The organism is Sphingomonas japonica (assembly GCF_006346325.1).
In the GTDB taxonomy this organism is placed as follows: Bacteria; Pseudomonadota; Alphaproteobacteria; order Sphingomonadales; family Sphingomonadaceae; genus Sphingomonas; species Sphingomonas japonica.
In genome coordinates this window covers 1543944-1561621 of the sequence record NZ_VDYR01000001.1, presented here as the reverse complement: position 1 = coordinate 1561621, position 17678 = coordinate 1543944, and the positions used below count along the sequence as shown (strand labels likewise).

21 protein-coding genes and 1 tRNA gene are annotated in these 17678 nt (G+C 65.7%); 11 read left to right on the top strand and 11 right to left on the bottom strand.

Features of this window, described 5'->3' with window-relative positions:
- Positions 1–38: 38 nt before the first annotated feature.
- Positions 39–419 carry a 50S ribosomal protein L7/L12 gene (rplL, locus tag FHY50_RS07745; protein ID WP_140047911.1) on the bottom strand — a complete coding sequence of 127 codons (381 nt, stop codon included), beginning with the start codon at positions 417–419 and terminating at the stop codon, positions 39–41.
- A 56-nt stretch (positions 420–475) separates the two neighbouring features.
- Positions 476–991: a 50S ribosomal protein L10 gene (gene rplJ / locus FHY50_RS07740; protein ID WP_140047910.1), complete on the bottom strand. Its 516-nt coding sequence runs from the start codon at positions 989–991 to the stop codon at positions 476–478.
- A 459-nt stretch (positions 992–1450) separates the two neighbouring features.
- Here rplJ and FHY50_RS07735 point away from each other — a divergent pair, with 459 nt between their 5' ends.
- Positions 1451–2044, top strand: a complete 594-nt coding sequence (locus FHY50_RS07735; RefSeq protein WP_140047909.1) for a L,D-transpeptidase family protein — start codon at positions 1451–1453, stop codon at positions 2042–2044.
- A 96-nt stretch (positions 2045–2140) separates the two neighbouring features.
- Here the strand turns inward: FHY50_RS07735 and FHY50_RS07730 are convergent, their stop codons facing one another.
- From FHY50_RS07730 to FHY50_RS07705, 6 genes are all read right to left on the bottom strand, one after another.
- The gene (locus tag FHY50_RS07730) at positions 2141–2911 is read right to left on the bottom strand and encodes an SDR family NAD(P)-dependent oxidoreductase (RefSeq protein ID WP_140047908.1); all 771 of its coding nucleotides are present in this window, start codon (positions 2909–2911) and stop codon (positions 2141–2143) included.
- 1 nt (position 2912) lies between these two features.
- Positions 2913–4097, bottom strand: coding sequence for a zinc-dependent alcohol dehydrogenase (locus FHY50_RS07725; RefSeq protein WP_140047907.1), 1185 nt, complete (start codon positions 4095–4097; stop codon positions 2913–2915).
- A complete protein-coding gene (locus FHY50_RS07720; protein WP_140047906.1) occupies positions 4097–4741 on the bottom strand; it encodes an SRPBCC family protein in 645 nt (214 codons plus the stop codon). Before FHY50_RS07720 ends, FHY50_RS07725 begins: the two co-directional genes overlap by 1 nt.
- 112 nt (positions 4742–4853) lie before the next feature.
- Complete coding sequence (locus FHY50_RS07715) at positions 4854–5888, bottom strand: family 43 glycosylhydrolase (protein ID WP_140047905.1); 1035 nt, start codon at positions 5886–5888, stop codon at positions 4854–4856.
- Between the two features lie 60 nt (positions 5889–5948).
- Positions 5949–6167 carry a DUF1289 domain-containing protein gene (locus FHY50_RS07710; protein ID WP_140047904.1) on the bottom strand — a complete coding sequence of 73 codons (219 nt, stop codon included), beginning with the start codon at positions 6165–6167 and terminating at the stop codon, positions 5949–5951.
- 9 nt (positions 6168–6176) lie between these two features.
- The gene (locus FHY50_RS07705) at positions 6177–7697 is read right to left on the bottom strand and encodes a DEAD/DEAH box helicase (protein WP_140047903.1); all 1521 of its coding nucleotides are present in this window, start codon (positions 7695–7697) and stop codon (positions 6177–6179) included.
- A 162-nt stretch (positions 7698–7859) separates the two neighbouring features.
- Between FHY50_RS07705 and FHY50_RS07700 the strand changes: the two genes are divergently transcribed.
- A complete protein-coding gene (locus FHY50_RS07700; RefSeq protein WP_140047902.1) occupies positions 7860–8063 on the top strand; it encodes a hypothetical protein in 204 nt (67 codons plus the stop codon).
- 37 nt (positions 8064–8100) lie between these two features.
- On the opposite strand, the gene FHY50_RS07695 is transcribed toward FHY50_RS07700, so the two are convergent.
- Complete coding sequence (locus tag FHY50_RS07695; protein ID WP_140047901.1) at positions 8101–8547, bottom strand: hypothetical protein; 447 nt, start codon at positions 8545–8547, stop codon at positions 8101–8103.
- Between the two features lie 97 nt (positions 8548–8644).
- Between FHY50_RS07695 and FHY50_RS07690 the strand changes: the two genes are divergently transcribed.
- The 3 genes from FHY50_RS07690 to FHY50_RS07680 are packed head-to-tail and all read left to right on the top strand — an operon-like array spanning position 8645 to position 11469.
- The gene (locus FHY50_RS07690) at positions 8645–10087 is read left to right on the top strand and encodes an FAD-binding oxidoreductase (RefSeq protein ID WP_140047900.1); all 1443 of its coding nucleotides are present in this window, start codon (positions 8645–8647) and stop codon (positions 10085–10087) included.
- Between the two features lie 43 nt (positions 10088–10130).
- The gene (locus tag FHY50_RS07685; RefSeq protein ID WP_140047899.1) at positions 10131–10904 is read left to right on the top strand and encodes a SapC family protein; all 774 of its coding nucleotides are present in this window, start codon (positions 10131–10133) and stop codon (positions 10902–10904) included.
- A 4-nt stretch (positions 10905–10908) separates the two neighbouring features.
- Positions 10909–11469: a cytochrome b gene (locus FHY50_RS07680; protein WP_140047898.1), complete on the top strand. Its 561-nt coding sequence runs from the start codon at positions 10909–10911 to the stop codon at positions 11467–11469.
- Between the two features lie 210 nt (positions 11470–11679).
- On the opposite strand, the gene FHY50_RS07675 is transcribed toward FHY50_RS07680, so the two are convergent.
- A complete protein-coding gene (locus FHY50_RS07675) occupies positions 11680–12534 on the bottom strand; it encodes an N-formylglutamate amidohydrolase (RefSeq protein WP_166745401.1) in 855 nt (284 codons plus the stop codon).
- Between the two features lie 114 nt (positions 12535–12648).
- Here FHY50_RS07675 and cpdR point away from each other — a divergent pair, with 114 nt between their 5' ends.
- From cpdR to FHY50_RS07655, 4 genes are all read left to right on the top strand, one after another.
- Complete coding sequence (gene cpdR / locus FHY50_RS07670; RefSeq protein ID WP_140047897.1) at positions 12649–13026, top strand: cell cycle two-component system response regulator CpdR; 378 nt, start codon at positions 12649–12651, stop codon at positions 13024–13026.
- Positions 13027–13110: 84 nt separating this feature from the next.
- Positions 13111–13185, top strand: a tRNA-Val gene (locus FHY50_RS07665).
- Between the two features lie 133 nt (positions 13186–13318).
- Positions 13319–13885 carry a sigma-70 family RNA polymerase sigma factor gene (locus FHY50_RS07660; RefSeq protein WP_140047896.1) on the top strand — a complete coding sequence of 189 codons (567 nt, stop codon included), beginning with the start codon at positions 13319–13321 and terminating at the stop codon, positions 13883–13885.
- Positions 13878–14627 carry an anti-sigma factor gene (locus FHY50_RS07655; RefSeq protein ID WP_140047895.1) on the top strand — a complete coding sequence of 250 codons (750 nt, stop codon included), beginning with the start codon at positions 13878–13880 and terminating at the stop codon, positions 14625–14627. Before FHY50_RS07660 ends, FHY50_RS07655 begins: the two co-directional genes overlap by 8 nt.
- Positions 14628–14639: 12 nt before the next feature.
- Here FHY50_RS07655 and FHY50_RS07650 read toward each other — a convergent pair whose 3' ends face one another.
- Positions 14640–15413 (bottom strand): Crp/Fnr family transcriptional regulator, encoded by a 774-nt coding sequence (locus FHY50_RS07650; protein WP_166745400.1) that lies wholly within the window; start codon positions 15411–15413, stop codon positions 14640–14642.
- 173 nt (positions 15414–15586) lie between these two features.
- On the opposite strand from FHY50_RS07650, the gene FHY50_RS07645 reads away from it, so the two are divergent.
- Positions 15587–16543: a ferritin-like domain-containing protein gene (locus tag FHY50_RS07645; protein WP_140047893.1), complete on the top strand. Its 957-nt coding sequence runs from the start codon at positions 15587–15589 to the stop codon at positions 16541–16543.
- 35 nt (positions 16544–16578) lie between these two features.
- Positions 16579–17631: a ferritin-like domain-containing protein gene (locus tag FHY50_RS07640; RefSeq protein WP_140047892.1), complete on the top strand. Its 1053-nt coding sequence runs from the start codon at positions 16579–16581 to the stop codon at positions 17629–17631.
- Positions 17632–17678: the final 47 nt, after the last annotated feature.

Sequence of the window (17678 nt, the reverse complement as noted above, 5' to 3'; positions counted from 1 at the left end):
GTTCAACCAATCCCCGCCAGCAGGCGGGGCGAGGCCGATTACTTGACCTCGACGGTCGCGCCAGCGGCTTCGAGCTGGGCCTTGATCTTTTCGGCCTCGTCCTTCGAAACGCCTTCCTTGACGGCCTTGGGCGCACCCTCGACCAGCGCCTTGGCTTCGGTCAGGCCGAGCGACGTGATCGCGCGGACTTCCTTAATGACGTTGATCTTCTTGCCGCCGTCGCCGGTCAGGATCACGTCGAATTCGGTCTGCTCTTCGGCAGCAGCGGCACCGCCGCCGGCGCCGCCGGCTGCCGGTGCGGCCGCAACCGCGGCAGCAGCCGAAACGCCCCACTTCTCTTCGAGCATCTTCGACAGCTCGGCGGCTTCGAGGACGGTCAGTTCGCTCAGTGCATCGACGAGCTTGTTCAGGTCAGCCATGATATTCTCCACTAGAATCGGTTGGATCAGGAAAGTAGGTCAGCAAAACCGCGCGGTTACGCGGCTTCCTTCTCGCTATACGCCGACAGCACGCGGGCGAGCTGCGCCGCGGGTGCCTGGGTGATGGTTGCGAGCTTGGTCGCAGGCGCCTGTACGAGGCCCACGATCTTGGCACGCAGTTCATCGAGCGAGGGCAGTTCAGCGAGCGCCTTGATGCCGTTCGCGTCAAGCACCTGGCTACCCATTGCGCCGCCGACGATCTCGACCTTGTCGTTCGTCTTGGCGAAATCGCTGATCACCTTGGCCGCAGCCACGGGATCGATCGAGGTGCCGAGTGCCACCGGACCCGTCAACAGGTCGTCGAGACCCGTATAGGACGTGTCCTTGAGCGCGATCCGGGCGAGGCTGTTCTTGCTGACCCTGTAGGTCGCGCCGGCTGCCCGCATCTTGTTGCGGAGGTCCGTCGATTGCTTGACGGTCATCCCGAGATTGCGGGTGACAACCACCACGCCGACCTCGTTGAAGGTGCGATTCAGCTCGGCAACGGCTTCGGTCTTCTGGGAACGATCCATGCCGGTCTCCTCAAAATGGCCCTCCGGTCAGGAAGGACCCGGTTACGTCGGAAGTCGGGCGGTTGCCCGGCTCCCTCGTCCGAGGGGCATGATCGTCAGCGCCGAACTTTCCGGCGTGACCCGCGCAAGCCGTGAGGCGAGCAGCGGTGAAACTCATTCCCCGTCTCGGTGGGAGATTAAGGCCGGGCACATCCCGGCCACCCACTGTCTCGGACGGTGCACGGCAAGGGACGAACCCCGGCAATGCGAGCGCGGGCCAATAGCCGATTGGTGGGGTTAGTCAAGTCGGGCGGTCGCGTGGTCCGGCAATGGTTAATCGACAGGCGGGCCTGCTTGGAATGCTGATCCCGCTCACCGGTTAACGCACAGCGCGCCGTCCCGATACGGAACGTCCGAAATCCGGGGCTTTTCACGGCTGTGAAGCGTTAGCATATCGGTGCGGACAGGGAGGACGAATCGATGCCATTGGTTAACGCAGCCCGCCGCATCCGTATCGCGACGCTGGGTCTGATCGGCGCGGCGCTGCTGGCGATCGGCGCACCCGATGGCGCGCAGGCGGCAGGCGTGGGGGACAAGGGCCCGGTCGTCACCACCATCCTCGAGACGGATACGCCGCTGGTGCACGGCGAATATGCCTGGGACGACAGCGGGGCACCTGCCGGAGCGCCGGTTCGCATCGTCGTCGATCTCGCGACCGAGAAGCTGCACGTCTATCGCGGCGGCGTGGAGATCGGCCGCGCCTTCATTCTGTACGGCGCCGATTCCAAGCCTACCCCGACCGGCACGTTCAAGATTCTCCAGAAGAAGCGCGACCACATCTCGAACCTCTACAATGCGCCGATGCCGTACATGCAGCGGCTGACCTGGGGCGGCGTCGCGATCCATGGCAGCGTGATCGACGCGGGCTATGCCACGCATGGCTGTATCGGCGTCCCCGACGAATTCGCCGCGGCGCTGTTCGAGGTTACCAAGATGGGCGGTGAAGTGCTGGTCACGCGTAACTGGCTGCCGCAATTCTACGGAGCGGACCAGCAGGTCGCGGCGGCGAACTGAGAATCGACGCGTCTCCCCCGCGCGGCAGGGGCCGGACGTCTTCGCACGCTGCAAGACGCCGTACCCCCGCTGTCACGGAATGGCGAAAAGGCCCTGTTATTCCGGTTCGGCCATCTTGCGGTGCTGTCCGGCGAGGACGCTGTCGGGTGTCAGATGCGACATCGCCGCCTGGACCTTGTTCTTGAACCCGGACACGACGTGCGCGGACCCGTCGATCATCGCCTTCCACCCGTTTGCGGCGGTCTTGGCGGGATCCTCCTTGCTGTCGTCCTTGCCGACCGGAGTGTCGAGCATGCCCGCCCGGCGGAAGAAGTCGGTTTCGGTCGGTCCAGGCATCAGCACCGTGATCGAGACGCCGCTGTCCTTCAGCTCGTCGCGCAGCGCATAGGCGAAGCTGTCGAGATAGGCTTTGGTGCCGTTATACACCGCCTGAAAGCTGCCGGGGATAAGCCCCGCGATCGATCCGACGATCAGGATACGGCCCTCGCCGCGCGTCGCCATGCTCTGCGCGACCTTTTGCAGCAGATAGGTGGTGCCGGTGACGTTGGTATCGATGACGCGGCGCCATTCGGCGGCCGACTGATCGATAAAGGCATGGCCCAATCCGCGTCCGGCATTGGCGATCAGCACATCGATCGGACGGCCGCCGACCGCGGCGAGCAGCCGGTCGTTGCCTTCGAAGGTGGCGAGGTCGGCTTCCACGGCCTCGACACTACCGCTGCCGCTTTGCAAGCCCCCGGCGGCGGCATCGATCTGGGGCTCGTCGGCGACGACGACCAGATCATACCCTTCGCGCGAGGCGATCTTGGCCAGTTCGAGGCCGATGCCGGTCGATGCGCCGGTGATGACGGCGAGCTTGTTTGCCATGTTACTTCTCCATGCCGGGTTTGAGGACGACCTTGGTGAATTCGTCCTGCTTGGTCTTGAAATTCCTGTAGCCCTCGGCCGCCTGCTCGAGCGGAAGTCGGTGCGAGATCAGGAACGTGGTGTCGATCGTGCCGTCGGCGATCATGTCGAGCAGCTTGTGCGAATATTTCTGCACATGCGTCTGCCCGGTCCTGACCGTCAGACCCTTTTCCATCAGCGCGCCCAGCGGGAACTTGTCAGTCATGCCGCCATAGACGCCGGGGATCGATACGCGCCCGCCCTTGCGCACCGCCAGGATGGCCTGCTTCAGCGCGGATGCGCGATCGGCACCGACGCCGACCTTCTGCTTGGCGATGTCGAGCATGTTGTCGGCCGAGAAGCCATGCGCTTCCATGCCGACCGCATCGATCACGGCGTCGGGTCCGATGCCCCCGGTCATTTCCATCAACGCCTCGCGCACGTCGGTCTCGCGAAAGTTCACGACGTCGCAGCCCAGCCCCTTGGCCAGCCTGAGACGGTTCGGATAATGGTCGATCACGATCACGCGCGATGCGCCGAGGATCAGCGCGCTCTGCGCCGCGAACAGGCCCACAGGACCTGCACCCCATACCGCGACGGTATCGCCGCTGCCGATCTCGGCATTCTCCGCCGCCATCCAGCCGGTGGGGAGGATGTCCGACAGAAACAGCACCTTGTCGTCGTCGAGCCCGTCATCCTCGATGACGATCGGCCCCACGTCGCTATACGGCACGCGGACATATTCGGCCTGGCCGCCGGCATAGCCGCCGGTGAGATGCGAATAGCCGAACAGGCCGCTCATCGGCGTGCCGTACAGCGTTTCCGACATTTCGCGCTTGTCGACCGGATTGGAATTGTCGCACGCGCTGTATTGCTGTTCGGAGCAGAAGAAACACGATCCGCAGGCAATGGTGAACGGCACGACGACGCGCTGGCCCTTTTTCAGCGTCGAATGCGGCCCGGCCTCGACGACGCGGCCCATGAATTCGTGACCCAGAATGTCGCCCTTCATCACCGCGGGGATCACCCCGTCGTAGAGATGCAGGTCCGACCCGCAGATCGCGGTCGAGCTCACCTGGATGATCGCATCGCGCGGATTGATGATCTGGGGATCGGGATGGGTATCGACGCGAACGTCCTGCGTGCCGTGAAACGTGAGTGCGCGCATCAGGCGTCTCCCTCTAACTTCAACCGATTGTCGGATGTCGCGATCTCCCCGGTCTCCATCAGGCTTTTGAAGCGGCGCAGATCGCGGCGGGCCTGCTGCGCGGGTTCGCGCTGGAGCAGCTTGGCGACGGCTTGCCCGGCGCGGCCCATCGGCGGCTTGTAGGCGACGATCAACTCGACCTGCGTGCCGCGCCCACCCGGCGCATCGCGAAACGCTACGCGGCCCTCGGTATCGACGCCCGATCCCTCGACCGAGCGCCAGGCGATCAGTTCGCCGGAACGCTCTTCGGCAATCTCGCTCTCGACGATGACATCGCCGACCGGTCCCGTGATCGTCCAGCGCGACCGTTTGCCTTCGATGTGATCTACCGACTTCAGATTTTCCATGAACCGCGGCAGGTTCGCGAAATCGCGCCAGAATGCGAACAGCTGGGCGCGATCGGGCTTGGCTATGGTGACGGTCTTGCCGACCACGGCATAGTCGCCGAAGCGACCGGTGCGTGCAGTGCGACCTGGGGCGTCATCGTCATTGCCCTGCGACTGCGACTTGCGCGTCAATAACGCTGCGCCGGCCAGCGCGGCGACGGCTGCGGCCCCGGCAGCGATCGCCGCGCTGGAGGGGCGGGATGGGGGCGGTTTCGCCATGGCTGGGTCTCCGTTGGGCCGCGCGAAGGCGGCGGCCGGTCAGGACTGCTAACGTGCCCTGACAGCGGGAGGTTTCGCCGATCGCCAAAAAAAGGCGAACAGTTGATGTAGGTTAGGCGGTGCCGACAATCGGCCCGTTGCGCGATGGCTTCCCAAACACCGGTGTGCCGTCGGCGGCATAGCGGATCGGCTGCACGCGCGTATGGCGGTTGGGGTCGTACAGCGGATCACCCTTGATCGCGGCATAATCGCGGGCGTGGTAGACCAGCAGATCGCGGCCGCGGTCATCGACAACGAAGCTATTGTGTCCGGGCCCGTAAACGCCGTGCTCGGGTGCGCTGGCGAACACCGGGACCGGGGACTTGCTCCACGCCGCCGGGTCCATGATATCGGCGTCGTCGCGCGCGGTAAGCATGCCCATGCAATAGCGCGCGTCGGTCGCGCTCGCCGAATAGGTCAGGAACAACCGCCCGCCGCGCGCGAGCAGTGCGGGACCTTCTGCAACCTTGAAACCCTGGATTTCCCACGGCAGCGTGGGGACAGTCAGTCGTACCGGCGGTGCCGCCAGCGTCGTTGGAGTGGTAAGCGGCGCGAGATACAGATTGCTGTTGGTGGCGATGCCGGGCTCGGCCTGCGCCCAGCAGGCATAGCGCGTGCCGCGATGGTCGAACACGGTGGCGTCGAGCGTGAAGCTGTCCCAGGGCGTTTCGAACTGCCCAAGAAGCGACCAGCGCCCCGCGACAGGGTCGGCATCGTCGCATGCCAGCACATAGGTGCGGATGCGGAACACGTCGTCGCCGTCGCCCGCTGCGAAATAGATCAGCCAGCGATCGCCTGCACGGTGAAATTCGGGCGCCCAGATATGCCCCGCCATCCGGCCTTGCTGTGGGCGGCGCCACAGGACGGCCTCGGCAGCATCGGCAAGCCCGGCGATACCCGGCGCGCTGCGCAGTACGATACGATCATATTCCGGCACGGATGCCGTGAAATAATATCGGCCGCCATGCGCCGAGATATGGGGATCGGCGCGCTGGAGAATCAGTGGGTTCGAGAGTGCCGAACGACTGGCCAGCGTGTGGCGCGGCAGCACGGCTCCGGCAACGGATGCGGCGATTCCGGCGAGCACGGGGCGGCGGGGCAGGTTCACCTGCCATCCTCGATCGGATCGGCAAACCCGCCGATAGAGGTCTGAGCGATCCTTTTCATCTTATCGGGACTGGAGTTGGCACAGGCGTTCAGGCAACCGGTCCAGTAGCGCTTGCCGTTCGGCATCGCTCGCGAACGGCCACTGTGCAATCTCCGAGGCGCTGCGTCCGCAGCCCAGACACCAGCCGCTCGCCGCGTCGATCGCGCAGACGAGGACGCATGGTGACAGCACCGTAGCGGCCGGCTCGAAAGTGATGAAATCGTCGTCGGCGCCCGACATCGCGCGCGATCAGCGGCCCAGTGTCACGTCAAGGAACGAGGGCACCGGTCCGTTCCAGCCCTCGTCCGCCCCGTCGTCGTCGGCGCGCTGCGGCGAGCGGCGAGCGCGCGGTTCGTCGTGCGCGGCGCGATCGCGACGTGGGCCGCGCTCGCGGCGCGGAGCGCGCTCTTCGCGCGGCGATGGCTGCGATACCTCGATGGGGGTGGCACTCGCTTCGGCGACCGACGGTGCTTCGGCCGCGGCGGGGCTGTCGAAGCTCGGCTTGCGCGCCCGCGAGCGACGCGGGGACGGCGCGGCCGGTTCGGTTTCAGACTTGGCCGGACGAGGGGCCGGGGAGGGCGCCGCCTTTGCGGCAGGCTTGGCGCGACCGCGGCGCTTGCCCGTGCTGCTCGGGGCATCGTCCGAGCCCGCGCTGCCGTCGATCCGCTCGATCTTTTGGCTGGTCAGCTTCTCGATATTCTCGATATTCTCGGCATCGTCCGGCGTGACGAAGGTGTAGGCGATCCCGGTAGCGCCTGCGCGGCCGGTGCGGCCGATGCGGTGGACGTAATCGTCGGGATGCCACGGCGCGTCGAAGTTGAAGACGTGGCTGACGCCCTTGATATCCAGCCCGCGCGCGGCGACGTCGGAGGCGACGAGGATGTCGACATGCCCGGCCTTGAACAGGTCGAGCTCGGCGATGCGCGACCCTTGATCCATGTCGCCGTGGATCTCGCCCGATTTGAACCCGTGCTGACGCAGGCTCTTGTTGAGTTCGCGCACGGTGGTCTTGCGGTTGCAGAAGATGATCGCGTTGCGCACTTCCTCCTGGCCGAGCAGCGCGCGCAGGCGGTCGCGCTTGGCGGCGTTGCTCGATCCGACCGGCACCAGATATTGCTTGATGTTGGCATTGGTCGAAGCTGCGCGCGCGACTTCGATCGACTTGGGGTTGTCGAGGAACTTGTCCGCCAGCTTCTTGATCGGCGGCGGCATCGTCGCCGAGAACAGCAGGGTCTGCCGGGCCTTGGGCAGCTTGGTGCAGATTTCCTCGATATCGGGAATAAATCCCATGTCGAGCATGCGGTCCGCTTCGTCGATGACCAGCAGCGAGCAGCCGTTGAGCATGATCTTGCCGCGGCCGAACAGGTCCATCAGCCGGCCGGGCGTGGCGATCAGCACGTCGACGCCCTTTTCCAGCGCGGCGAGCTGGTCACCCATCGACACGCCGCCGATCAGCAGCGCCATGCTGAGCTTGTGATACTTGCCGTATTTCTCGAAGTTCTCGGCGACCTGCGCCGCCAGCTCGCGCGTCGGCTCGAGGATCAGCGAACGCGGCATGCGCGCGCGGCTGCGGCCCTGCGCCAGAATGTCGATCATCGGCAGCACGAACGACGCGGTCTTGCCGGTCCCGGTCTGCGCGATCGCGATCAGGTCGCGCATCATCAGCACGCTGGGAATCGCGCTCGCCTGGATCGGGGTCGGGACGGTATAGCCCGACTCTTCGACGGCGCGCAGCAGTTCGTCAGACAGGCCGAGATCGGCGAAGCTCATACAGATGTCCGGAAATCGGGCGCAAACTCACGCCACAGGTCCGCGCTGGCTCGCGGATTTACCGTAAAATGTCAAGCTGCCGCGCGTGAGGACCCGCCGACCGCGGCATTGGACCCATCCGCGGCGCCCGACGTTTGATCGGCAGCTTTGGGAGAACACAGTATGCGTACGCTCATTCTGGCCACACTCGCGTCGGCAATGGTCTTGTCCGCTTGCGCCACGACCACCCGGCAGGACGTCCGCGAAGCTCGCCGCGACGTTCGCGATGCGCAGCGTTATGGCGATCGCGACGATGTCCGCGACGCCCGCGAGGAATTACGCGAAACGCGCCGGGAGCGGCGCGAAGATCGCCGGAACCCTTATTGACGCTGGCCCGATCGACGCGGGGCCGGCTCCTGTCCGGTCAGCGCGCCGGCACCAGGGCACGAAACGCCTCGATACGACATTCGCCGCCTGATCGCGATCGAAACGCGTCGCGCCGGGCGCACACCATGCCGTCGCTTGTCGGGCGCAGATAGAAGCCATTGTAGAAGTCGAGTGCGGGACAGGCGCTGCCGAGGTTGGCGCGCAGACGCCGCCCCCCGCTCAACACAAGGTCGACACTGTCAGGACGCGTAACCGCGGCTCCGGCGAGGCTGGAGGCGGCAATACAGCGATCGGTATCCCGTTCTACCCAACGGATCGGCGGAAGCGGCGCGTTGGCCATCGACGTCCGCGCCGCGGTCAATCGCGGCACGCGAATGACGATCCGTTGATGCATCCGAACCTGCGCACGCTGCTGCACCTGCACCGGTAGCCACGGGGTTACCGCGGCGGCAAGCATTCCGGCACTGGTCAATAGCAAGAGCATGCGGCGTTCCGAATGCAGTGACGCGCTTGAACGGCAGATGAATTCGCCACCATAGCGGTGGCAGGCAACATCGCTGCATGATAGGCGCCGTACCGCCATGACGCCAGACCAGTCGTCCCTGATCGCCGCCGTCGCCGCGCAATTCGGCGCCGCCTCGGTCGTCGCCGACCCGCAGATCATCGCGCCGTGGCTTGGCGACTGGCGCGGACGATATCACGGTGCGAGCCCCGCCATGCTGGTACCGCGGACCACACGAGAAGTTGCTGCGATCGTTGCCCTGGCGGCCGAACATCGCGTGCCGCTGGTGCCGCAGGGCGGCAACACATCGATGGTCGGCGGCGCGACGCCGCCTGCGGACGGATCGGCGTTGCTGATATCGCTGCGTCGCATGAACCAGATTCGCGAATTGTCTGGGACGGGACGCAGCGCGACCGCCGAAGCAGGCGTGATATTGCAGGCGCTGCACGATGCCGCGGCAGGGGCAGGGCTGCGCTTCCCGCTGACGCTCGGCGCACGCGGCACGGCGACCATTGGCGGCCTGGTGGCGACCAATGCGGGGGGCACGCAGGTGCTGCGTCACGGCACGATGCGGGCATTGGTGATGGGGCTGGAGGCGGTGCTGCCCGACGGATCGATCTATGACGGGCTGGCAGCGCTCAAAAAGGATAATCGCGGTTACGATCTCGACCAGCTGCTGGTCGGCGCCGAAGGCACGCTCGGCATCGTCACTGCCGCGCGATTGAAGTTGGTCCCCGCAATCCGCGATCGCGCGGTGGCATGGGTGGGCCTCGAATCGCCTGCGGTGGCGCTCGACCTGCTGCGCGCGATCGACGGCCCGGCAATCGAGAGTTTCGAGATCCTGCCGGGCGAATCGCTGGTGCGCGTCCTGCGGAATATCCCCGACGCGCGTGCGCCGCTGGCGGGATCACACCCCTGGCACGTGCTGATCGAGGCAGTGGCGGCCGGTGACGATGATCGCGATCCGCGCGTGGTGCTGACCGATGCACTGGCGCTCGGGCTGGAGCGCGGCTGGATTGCGGACGCAACCATCGGCGCGAGCGAAGCCCAGGCCGAGGCGTTCTGGGCGCTGCGTGACGGCTTGTCGGCTGCGGAGCGCGCCGCCGGACCTGCCGTCCAGCATGACATCGCGGTCGCGGTCGACGCGATGCCCGGATTTCTGGTCGAGACCGCGAGGGCGGTCGAAGCACGCTTTCCCGGCACCCATGCCAGCGGCTTCGGTCATCTCGGCGACGGCAATGTGCATTTTCACGTGCGTGCGCCGGACGGCGTCGATGCCGCGGCCTGGTATCGCGACGCCGCGCCCGGCATCACCCGCTTCGTCCACGATGCGGTCGTCGCGGCGGGCGGCACGATTTCGGCCGAGCACGGCATCGGGCAGATGAAGCGCGCCGAGCTGGAGCGGGTCGGCCCGCCTGCGCGGCTGGGCGCGATCCGGGCGATCAAGCATGCGCTCGATCCGCTGGGGATCATGAACCCTGGCAAGCTCGTCGCCCTTGCAGAGCCGGGCTGCGATCAATAGGGCGCGACGCAACCCTTAATTGACCGGGATTGGAGAGACGATCATGGCCAGCGCGGCCCCCACCAGCCTTCCTTTGCTTTACAACAAGCTCGAACCACTTTCGAGCGCACAGCATGGCGACTATCGCGTGCGCCGTTCCGACACCGCCAAGTTCCTCGCGACCCAGCACGCGATACCGGTGACCGTCGAGGAGTTCCCGATGATCGCGCGGCGCATGCCGATCATTTTCTCGGTCGGCGCCGATCCGGTGCCGCTGGCGCTGATGGCGATGAACGAAGGCATGAACATGTTCTTCGACGAGGAGGGCAAGGCTACGGAGACCGACGTCTATATCCCTGCCTATATCCGCCGGTATCCCTATCTGCTCGCCAAGCTGCGTCCCGACAGCGACGAACTCAGCCTGTGCTTCGATCCGACGTCGGACACGATTGGCGCGTTCGAGGACGGCGAGAAGCTGTTCGATAATGGCGAGCCGACCGAGCTGACCAAGGGCATCCTCAACTTCGCAGAGCAATTCGAACAGGCCGGCATGCGCACCGGCCAGTTCATGCGCGAGATCCGCGAGATGGATCTGTTGATGGCCGGGGAAATCTCGATCCAGCCCGACAATGCGCCGCAGCCGTTCATCTATCGCGGCTTCCAGATGATCGACGAGAAGAAGGTCAACGAACTGCGCGGCGATCAATTGCGCAAGATGGTGCAGTCGGGCATGCTGCCGCTGGTCTATGCACATCTGTTCTCGCTGAGCCTGATGCGCGACCTGTTCGGCAAGCAGCTGCGCTCGGGCAAGCTGCCGCAGCCCAGCGCCGGAGTGTGATGCCATGACCACCGCGATCGACCATCAGGATGCGATCCAGCGCCGCTATACCGGCGGGGCCATCGCATTCCACTGGTCGATCGCGGTGCTCGTCCTTGTCAACGTCGCGATCGGACTGTTCGGGGAAAGCCTGCTTGCCGGCATCCCCAATCAGATGCCGGTCCACAAGGCGATCGGCATCACCGTGCTGGTGCTGAGCATCGCGCGCACAGGCTGGCGCATCGCGCATCCGGCGCCGCCGCCCCCAGCCACGCTGCCAGGTTGGCAGCGGCTCGCTGCGCGGATCAGCCACGGTGCCTTCTACATCCTGCTCATCGCACTGCCGCTGACCGGCTGGCTGATGGTGTCGGGGACCGAGAAACGCCGCGAGCTCAGCTGGTTCGGATTGTTCGATATCCCGTACCTCCCGGTCGGCACCGCGGCGGGGGATGCCGGACACGAGCTCCACGAAATGCTCGGTTTGCTGATGGCCGCGCTGATCGTGCTGCATGTCGCCGCGGCGCTGCGGCATCATTTCGTGCTGCGCGACGGGACGCTTGCCAGAATGCTGCCCGGCGCACGCTGAGGCCGTCTGAGGCGCCGCGTTAATCGGTACGCCAGATGCGACGAACCGATTCTTGAAGCCGTCACACTTCCCGCCTATATCGGTGTTGCGCGATTTCGTGTCCCCCCTTTCGCGGGATCGCGTGACACGCCCCCGGGCGTGTCTCCTCCCTGAACCTTGGCCACCTCGTGCTTCATGCACGGGGTGGTTTTTTCTTGGAGGAATTGCGCGCTATTCCGCGGCGATCGCGCCGGGGCAGGCGGCATCGATCAGCGCGGCGATGATGCTCCTTACCAGCCCGGCGCAGGCGTCGAACCCCGGTCCGCATTCCTCGTGCGTGGCATCGAGATACAGCGCACGGTCAAGCTCGAGCTGGATGGCGTGGATGCCTGCCTTGGGTGCGGCGTGCCGGTCGAGCACATGCCCCCCGGCATAAGGCGCGTTGAGCGCCGGGCGCAGTCCGGCGGCGCGTATTTCGGCCTCGATACTGGCGACGAAACGCGGATGGGCGGTGCGACCATAGCGATCGCCGATGACGATCTGCGCGGGCGCCGTCCCGATCAGCGAGGGCATCGAGTGGAGATCGAGCAGTACCGCGATACCGAAGCGACGATGCGCGGCATCGAGCGCGCTGGCGATCGCCTGATGATAGGGCCGGTGATCCCCGCGGATTCGCGCATCGATCTCGCCGAGCGGCCAGCGCCGCTGCCACAGGTCTCCCGACCCGCCGACGCGGCGCGGCACCAGCCCCAGTCCGGCGCGCACCTTCACCGACTGCTGCGCAGTGGCGTGACGCGACAGGCCGTCGTCGATCAGCGGGTCGCGATCGGTTTCGGGGCGATTGAGGTCGATCCATGCGCGCGGTCGCCGCGCCACGATCGCGATACTCTCGCCCAGCGCGGCCTGCGCGACCCCGTCGATATGTCGATCCTCGAGCGCGCGCAGCTGCCCGGCCGGGACGCGGAGATTGTCGAGCAGCGATTGCGGATAGGCGCGTCCGCCATGGGGTACCGACAGGATCACCGGATGTGCCGGATGTTCCGGTCCGAGCCGGTCGAACGACGGGAAAGGCGCGCGCGGCTGCAAGAATTTGCGGTAGCCCGAGTCGATCGCGGCGGCAACGGCGCTGGAAAATCTTAAGGGCTTCCCGCATAGATAGAGGCGCGCCCGGGGTGATGGGGCGGCTGAACGAGGGACGGAATGATCAGGATCCTGCTGGCGGAAGACGATCGGGTGATGCGCGAATATCTGACGCGTGCGCTCGAACGCTCGGGCTACGCGGTCAGCGCGGTCGATCGCGGCACCGCCGCCCTGCCGCTGCTCGAGAACGAGACGTTCGACCTGCTGCTGACCGACATCGTCATGCCGGAAATGGACGGTATCGAACTGGCGCAGCGGGCCGGGGTCATGGCGCCCGACATGCAGGTGATGTTCATCACCGGCTTCGCTGCGGTGACGCTCAAGGCCGGCAAGGCGATGCCCAATGCGCGGGTGCTGTCCAAGCCCTTCCACCTGCGCGAGCTGGTGCTCGAAGTCGATCGCATGTTCGAGAATGTCCGCGTGCCGACCAGCAATTGACCGGTCGGCCCGGCGCACGCACGATCGCGGTTTTACCCTCTTGCCTCTGCCGCGAAGCGCGGCTAGTGCGCACCCTCTTCCGGAGGGCGTGTAGCTCAGTGGTAGAGCACTGTGTTGACATCGCAGGGGTCGCAAGTTCAATCCTTGCCACGCCCACCACCGAAAAAGGCTCGCGTCCCGCCGGGATTGCGGGCCTTTTTTGCAAAGCGTTGCAGGTGATTGCTGGGCGCGATGCGGCATTGCAAGTCGGCTCCAACTAAACCAATGTCGCGGCACTCGCGTTGGAGCTTCCGTGACTTCCCAGCAATCCGCCGATGCCGCCCGTGATCGACTGACCGATGCCATCGCGCGCGTGGGGCAGGGTGAGCGCGACGGGCTTCGGTACGTTTACGACCATACGGCGGCGAAGCTGATGGGCATCTGCCTGCGTATCTTGGGGGACAGGAACGCAGCGGAGGACGTTCTGCAGGAGGTCTATCTCAAGGTGTGGCGCGGCGCCGAGGCGTTCGATGCGTCGCGTGCGAGCCCGATTACGTGGCTGTGCACGATCGCGCGCAACACCGCGATCGACTGGCAGCGCGCGTCGCAGCGTCGTGCCGAGGGCGTGGCGGCGGCTTCCGACGACGCGGCGATCGCCGACACGGCAGCCGATCCTGCCGAAGCGCATGCGCAGCGCGTTTTGGTGAACGATTGCCTCGAACAGATCGAAACCCGCCAGGCCGGCGCGATCCGCGCGGCATTTTTCGAAGGCTTCACCTATTCGGAACTTGCCGCCCGCGCGGCGGTGCCGCTGGGCACCATGAAGAGCTGGGTCCGGCGCGGGCTCGAACGACTGCGCGAGTGCCTGAGCGGTGGCTGAGCTGCTGTCTCCCGACGATCGGCTGCTCGCGGCCGAACTTGCGCTGCGGCTGATCGACGGCGAGGAACTGCGCGCCGCGCGCGAGCGTCAGGCGGTGGACGAGAGCTTTGCGGAGGCGGTCGCGGAATGGGAACGAAGCTTCGCGCCGTTGTTCGACGAAGTCGCGCCGGTCCAGCCCGGCGAACGGGTATGGGACGCAATTGCCGCCGGCGTAGCGGCACCGGCGTCTGGAGGCGGGTCGGGCTCGGTCATCACGCCCGATTTCCAGCGTACGCGACGCGCGCTGCAAAGGTGGCGCGCTATTGCGGTCGGCGCGATGTCGATCGCTGCCGCGCTGCTGCTGGCGGTGCTGCTGCGGCCGGTGCCGTCGCTGCCCCCGGCGACGACGGTTGCGCCGGCGCCGACCGAAGCCATCGTCGCCCAGTTGAGCGACGGGGAGGGCGGTGCGATCCTGACAGCGCGGCTCGATCTTGCCGACGATCTGCTACGGGTGCGCCCAACCGCCATTCCCGAGGGCGCAGGCGAGCCGGAATTGTGGGTTATCCCCGCCGCCGATCAGACGCCGCGGTCGCTCGGGCTGATCCGCCGCGACGGCGCTACCGAAATCCTGTTGCCTACCCAGCTGCGCGAACAATTTGCCGATGGCGCCACGCTGGCGCTGACGCTGGAGCCTCGCGAAGGCGCTCCGCATGCTGCGCCGACGGGCACGATCCTGTCGACCGCGCGGATTACCCGGCTGTAGCTGCCGTTCGCGTCAGGCGCCAATAAACGCTGACCGCAACTGCGCCGCCGGGCGAACGGCACTGTGCCGCGACTTCCCGAACGGCCCGATCAGTTCGCGATAAGCATCCTCGGCGACGCCGTAGGTATCGCCGGCACGATCCTGCAACGGACCGCGATCAAGGATGTCGATGCGACCGCGGGTGCAGCGCAGCATGCGCTCACCTTCGAGGATGTGCAGGCAATCGGTCACGCTGGCGCGTCGCACGCCCAGAAAGCCGGCAAGCTCCTGATGGGTGATCGACAGCGTATCGCCCGGGGTTCGATCGTGCAGCATCAACAGCCACCGCGCCAACCGCGCTTCGACCGGAGCCGACAGGTTGGCGACGATCGACCGGCTCAACTGGCGCGTTACCGTCTGAACGTAGCGCAGTAACGTCGCCGCCAGCGTATCGCTGCTGGCGCACAGCCGAATCAGGCGGGCGGCGGGGCAGGCGAGCGCGGTTCCCCCGTCGAGCCGCACGACCACGCGATGAAACGCCGTCGACGAGCCAAGCACGACCGGCCACCCGACCAGTCCGTCACAGCCGATCATCGCTATCTCTGCGGCAGTATCGCCATGACGTTCGGAAAGCGAAGTAACCGCTGTCTCGGGAAAATAGACGGTATCAATGTCGGCGTGTTGTTCGCATAGTACAGCGCCGGGCTGGACCATGATCCGCGTGAGGTGCGGATTGAGCGATCTCCAGTCGTCCGCTGCCAGCGAGCGCACCAGGACGTTCGCAGTGCTGTATTGCGTATCCGGCATTCTGCATCCGTATCCAACATCTCGACCATTGGATATTCGTGGGCTGCGCCGTTTCGGATGCATGCGGTACGCCGTCGTACGTATTTCGACTTGCAATGGAACCATTCCATCGCGGTCATGTTAGCGGTGAAGCTCCGTTGCGAAGATTGAGCTCCAAAAGGGAGGTGGCTTGCATGACCGATAGCTCCGAAATCATCGACGTTCTCGACGCACGCGTCGAACGTCGCGAAAGTCGTCGTGACTTTTTCAAGGCGATGGGGGTTGCTGCGGCGGCCACCGGTGGCATTGCCATGGCATCGCGCAGCGCACCGCTACGCGCTCAGGCGGCGCTGACCGATGGCGATATCCTGAATTTCGCGCTCAACCTCGAATATCTTGAGGCGCAGTTCTATTACTATGCCGCGTTCGGCGAGGGCCTTCCGTCCAATCTGCTGACCGGCACCGGCACGCAGGGCTCCGTTCGCGGCGGCGCGCAGGTGGCATTCGCAGACCCGCTCGTTGCGCGGTACGCTCGCGAGATCGCGCAAGATGAGCGCGCGCATGTCGAGTTCCTCCGCACTGCGATCGGCAACACCGCCGTCGCGCAGCCGATGATCGACATCAGCGCTGCGGCTGACGGAGCATTCTCCGCCGCCGCGCGTGCCGCCGGTCTCGTCGGTGACGGCGAAGCGTTCAACCCCTATGCCAGCGACGAGAATTTCCTGCTCGGCGCGTTCATCTTCGAAGATGTCGGCGTCACCGCGTACAAGGGCGCATCGCCGCTCGTCAGCGATCCGACTTTCCTGGAAGCGGCAGCCGGCATTCTGGCGGTCGAGGCCTATCATGCCGCGATCGTTCGCACGACGCTGTATGCCAAGGGCATGGCCGCACCGGCGCTGATCGATGCGACCGAGGCGATTTCGAACGCGCGGGACAGTCTCGACGGTACAGAAGATCTCGATCAGGGCGTTCGCATGATCGGCCCGGCGAGCAATATCGCACCGCTCGATCCAAACGGCATCGCGTACAGCCGATCGGCGGCTCAGGTCCTCAACATCGTCTATCTCCGGGCGACGGCGGGCACGAGCGGCGGATTCTTCCCGATGGGGGTCAACGGCGTGATCAACGCCAGCGCCGGCGCGACCAACTGATTCACAGGCTGTTGCCCCACAGGGAGGCGAATCTCATGACTGACAATACGCAAATCCTCGATATCCTCGAAGCCTGCGACGATCGCCGGGCGGCACGTCGCCAATTCTTCAAGATGGCCGGGACCGCCGCAGTCGCCGTCGGCGGCGCGTCGTTCCTCGCCGCATGCGACGATGATAACGATCCGACGCCGATGCCAAGCCCCACGCCGGCGCCAACGCCGGCTCCCACTCCGACCCCCAGCCCGACGCCATCGCCGACCGACCCCAATGCGGTTACCGATGCCGATGTGCTCAACTTCGCGCTCAATCTCGAATATCTCGAAGCGCAGTTCTACGTCTATGCCGTCACTGGATCGGGCCTGCCCGCCAGCATGACGACGGGCATGGGTACGCCAGGGACGGTCACGGGTGGTCGCCGGGTCAACTTTACCGACCCGCTGGTCGCCGCCTATGCGCGCGAAATTGCCAATGACGAGCGCGAGCACGTCAACTTCCTGCGCAACGCGCTGGGCAATGCGGCGGTGGCGATGCCGTCGCTCAACATCAGCGGCGATGCCAACGGATCGTTCACGGCAGCGGCGCGCGCGGCCGGCCTGATCGGGGATGGCGAAACCTTCGATCCCTATGCCAGCGACGAGAATTTCCTGCTCGGCGCCTTCATCTTCGAGGACGTCGGCGTGACGGCCTACAAGGGTGGGGCGGCTTTGATCCAGAACAAGACGTTCCTGGAAGCGGCGGCAGGCATCCTGGCGGCGGAGGCCTATCACGCGGGTCTCGTACGCACGGTGCTGTATCGCAAGGGCGTGGAAACGCCTGGGCTGATGCTGATCGAAGCAACCGAGGCTATTTCCAACGCACGCGACAGCCTCGACGGGTCGAGCGACATCGATCAGGGCGTCGCACCGATCGGCAATGCCTCGAACCTCGTTCCGACCGACGACAGCGGGATCGTGTTCAGCCGTACCGTCGGCCAGGTCCATAACATCGCCTATCTGACGCCGGAAGCGGCCGACAGCGGCGGCTTCTTCCCTGAGGGTACCAACAACCGGCTGGAAGCATTGACGATGAGTAGCGACAACACCGCATAACGCGGAGTTGAAAAAACGGAGGGCCTGCGACATTCGCGTGTCGCAGG

What these genes read in the sequence shown, in the direction of transcription:
- FHY50_RS07690 (WP_140047900.1), top strand. Translation starts at nt 8,645, where the DNA reads ATGACGCCAGACCAGTCGTCCCTGATCGCCGCCGTCGCCGCGCAATTC.
- FHY50_RS07710 (WP_140047904.1), bottom strand. Translation starts at nt 6,167, where the DNA reads ATGTCGGGCGCCGACGACGATTTCATCACTTTCGAGCCGGCCGCTACG.
- FHY50_RS07640 (WP_140047892.1), top strand. Translation starts at nt 16,579, where the DNA reads ATGACTGACAATACGCAAATCCTCGATATCCTCGAAGCCTGCGACGAT.
- FHY50_RS07685 (WP_140047899.1), top strand. Translation starts at nt 10,131, where the DNA reads ATGGCCAGCGCGGCCCCCACCAGCCTTCCTTTGCTTTACAACAAGCTC.
- FHY50_RS07735 (WP_140047909.1), top strand. Translation starts at nt 1,451, where the DNA reads ATGCCATTGGTTAACGCAGCCCGCCGCATCCGTATCGCGACGCTGGGT.
- FHY50_RS07705 (WP_140047903.1), bottom strand. Translation starts at nt 7,697, where the DNA reads ATGAGCTTCGCCGATCTCGGCCTGTCTGACGAACTGCTGCGCGCCGTC.
- rplL (WP_140047911.1), bottom strand. Translation starts at nt 419, where the DNA reads ATGGCTGACCTGAACAAGCTCGTCGATGCACTGAGCGAACTGACCGTC.
- FHY50_RS07730 (WP_140047908.1), bottom strand. Translation starts at nt 2,911, where the DNA reads ATGGCAAACAAGCTCGCCGTCATCACCGGCGCATCGACCGGCATCGGC.
- FHY50_RS07695 (WP_140047901.1), bottom strand. Translation starts at nt 8,547, where the DNA reads ATGCTCTTGCTATTGACCAGTGCCGGAATGCTTGCCGCCGCGGTAACC.
- cpdR (WP_140047897.1), top strand. Translation starts at nt 12,649, where the DNA reads ATGATCAGGATCCTGCTGGCGGAAGACGATCGGGTGATGCGCGAATAT.
- FHY50_RS07645 (WP_140047893.1), top strand. Translation starts at nt 15,587, where the DNA reads ATGACCGATAGCTCCGAAATCATCGACGTTCTCGACGCACGCGTCGAA.
- FHY50_RS07725 (WP_140047907.1), bottom strand. Translation starts at nt 4,097, where the DNA reads ATGCGCGCACTCACGTTTCACGGCACGCAGGACGTTCGCGTCGATACC.
- rplJ (WP_140047910.1), bottom strand. Translation starts at nt 991, where the DNA reads ATGGATCGTTCCCAGAAGACCGAAGCCGTTGCCGAGCTGAATCGCACC.
- FHY50_RS07680 (WP_140047898.1), top strand. Translation starts at nt 10,909, where the DNA reads ATGACCACCGCGATCGACCATCAGGATGCGATCCAGCGCCGCTATACC.
- FHY50_RS07650 (WP_166745400.1), bottom strand. Translation starts at nt 15,413, where the DNA reads ATGCCGGATACGCAATACAGCACTGCGAACGTCCTGGTGCGCTCGCTG.
- FHY50_RS07720 (WP_140047906.1), bottom strand. Translation starts at nt 4,741, where the DNA reads ATGGCGAAACCGCCCCCATCCCGCCCCTCCAGCGCGGCGATCGCTGCC.
- FHY50_RS07700 (WP_140047902.1), top strand. Translation starts at nt 7,860, where the DNA reads ATGCGTACGCTCATTCTGGCCACACTCGCGTCGGCAATGGTCTTGTCC.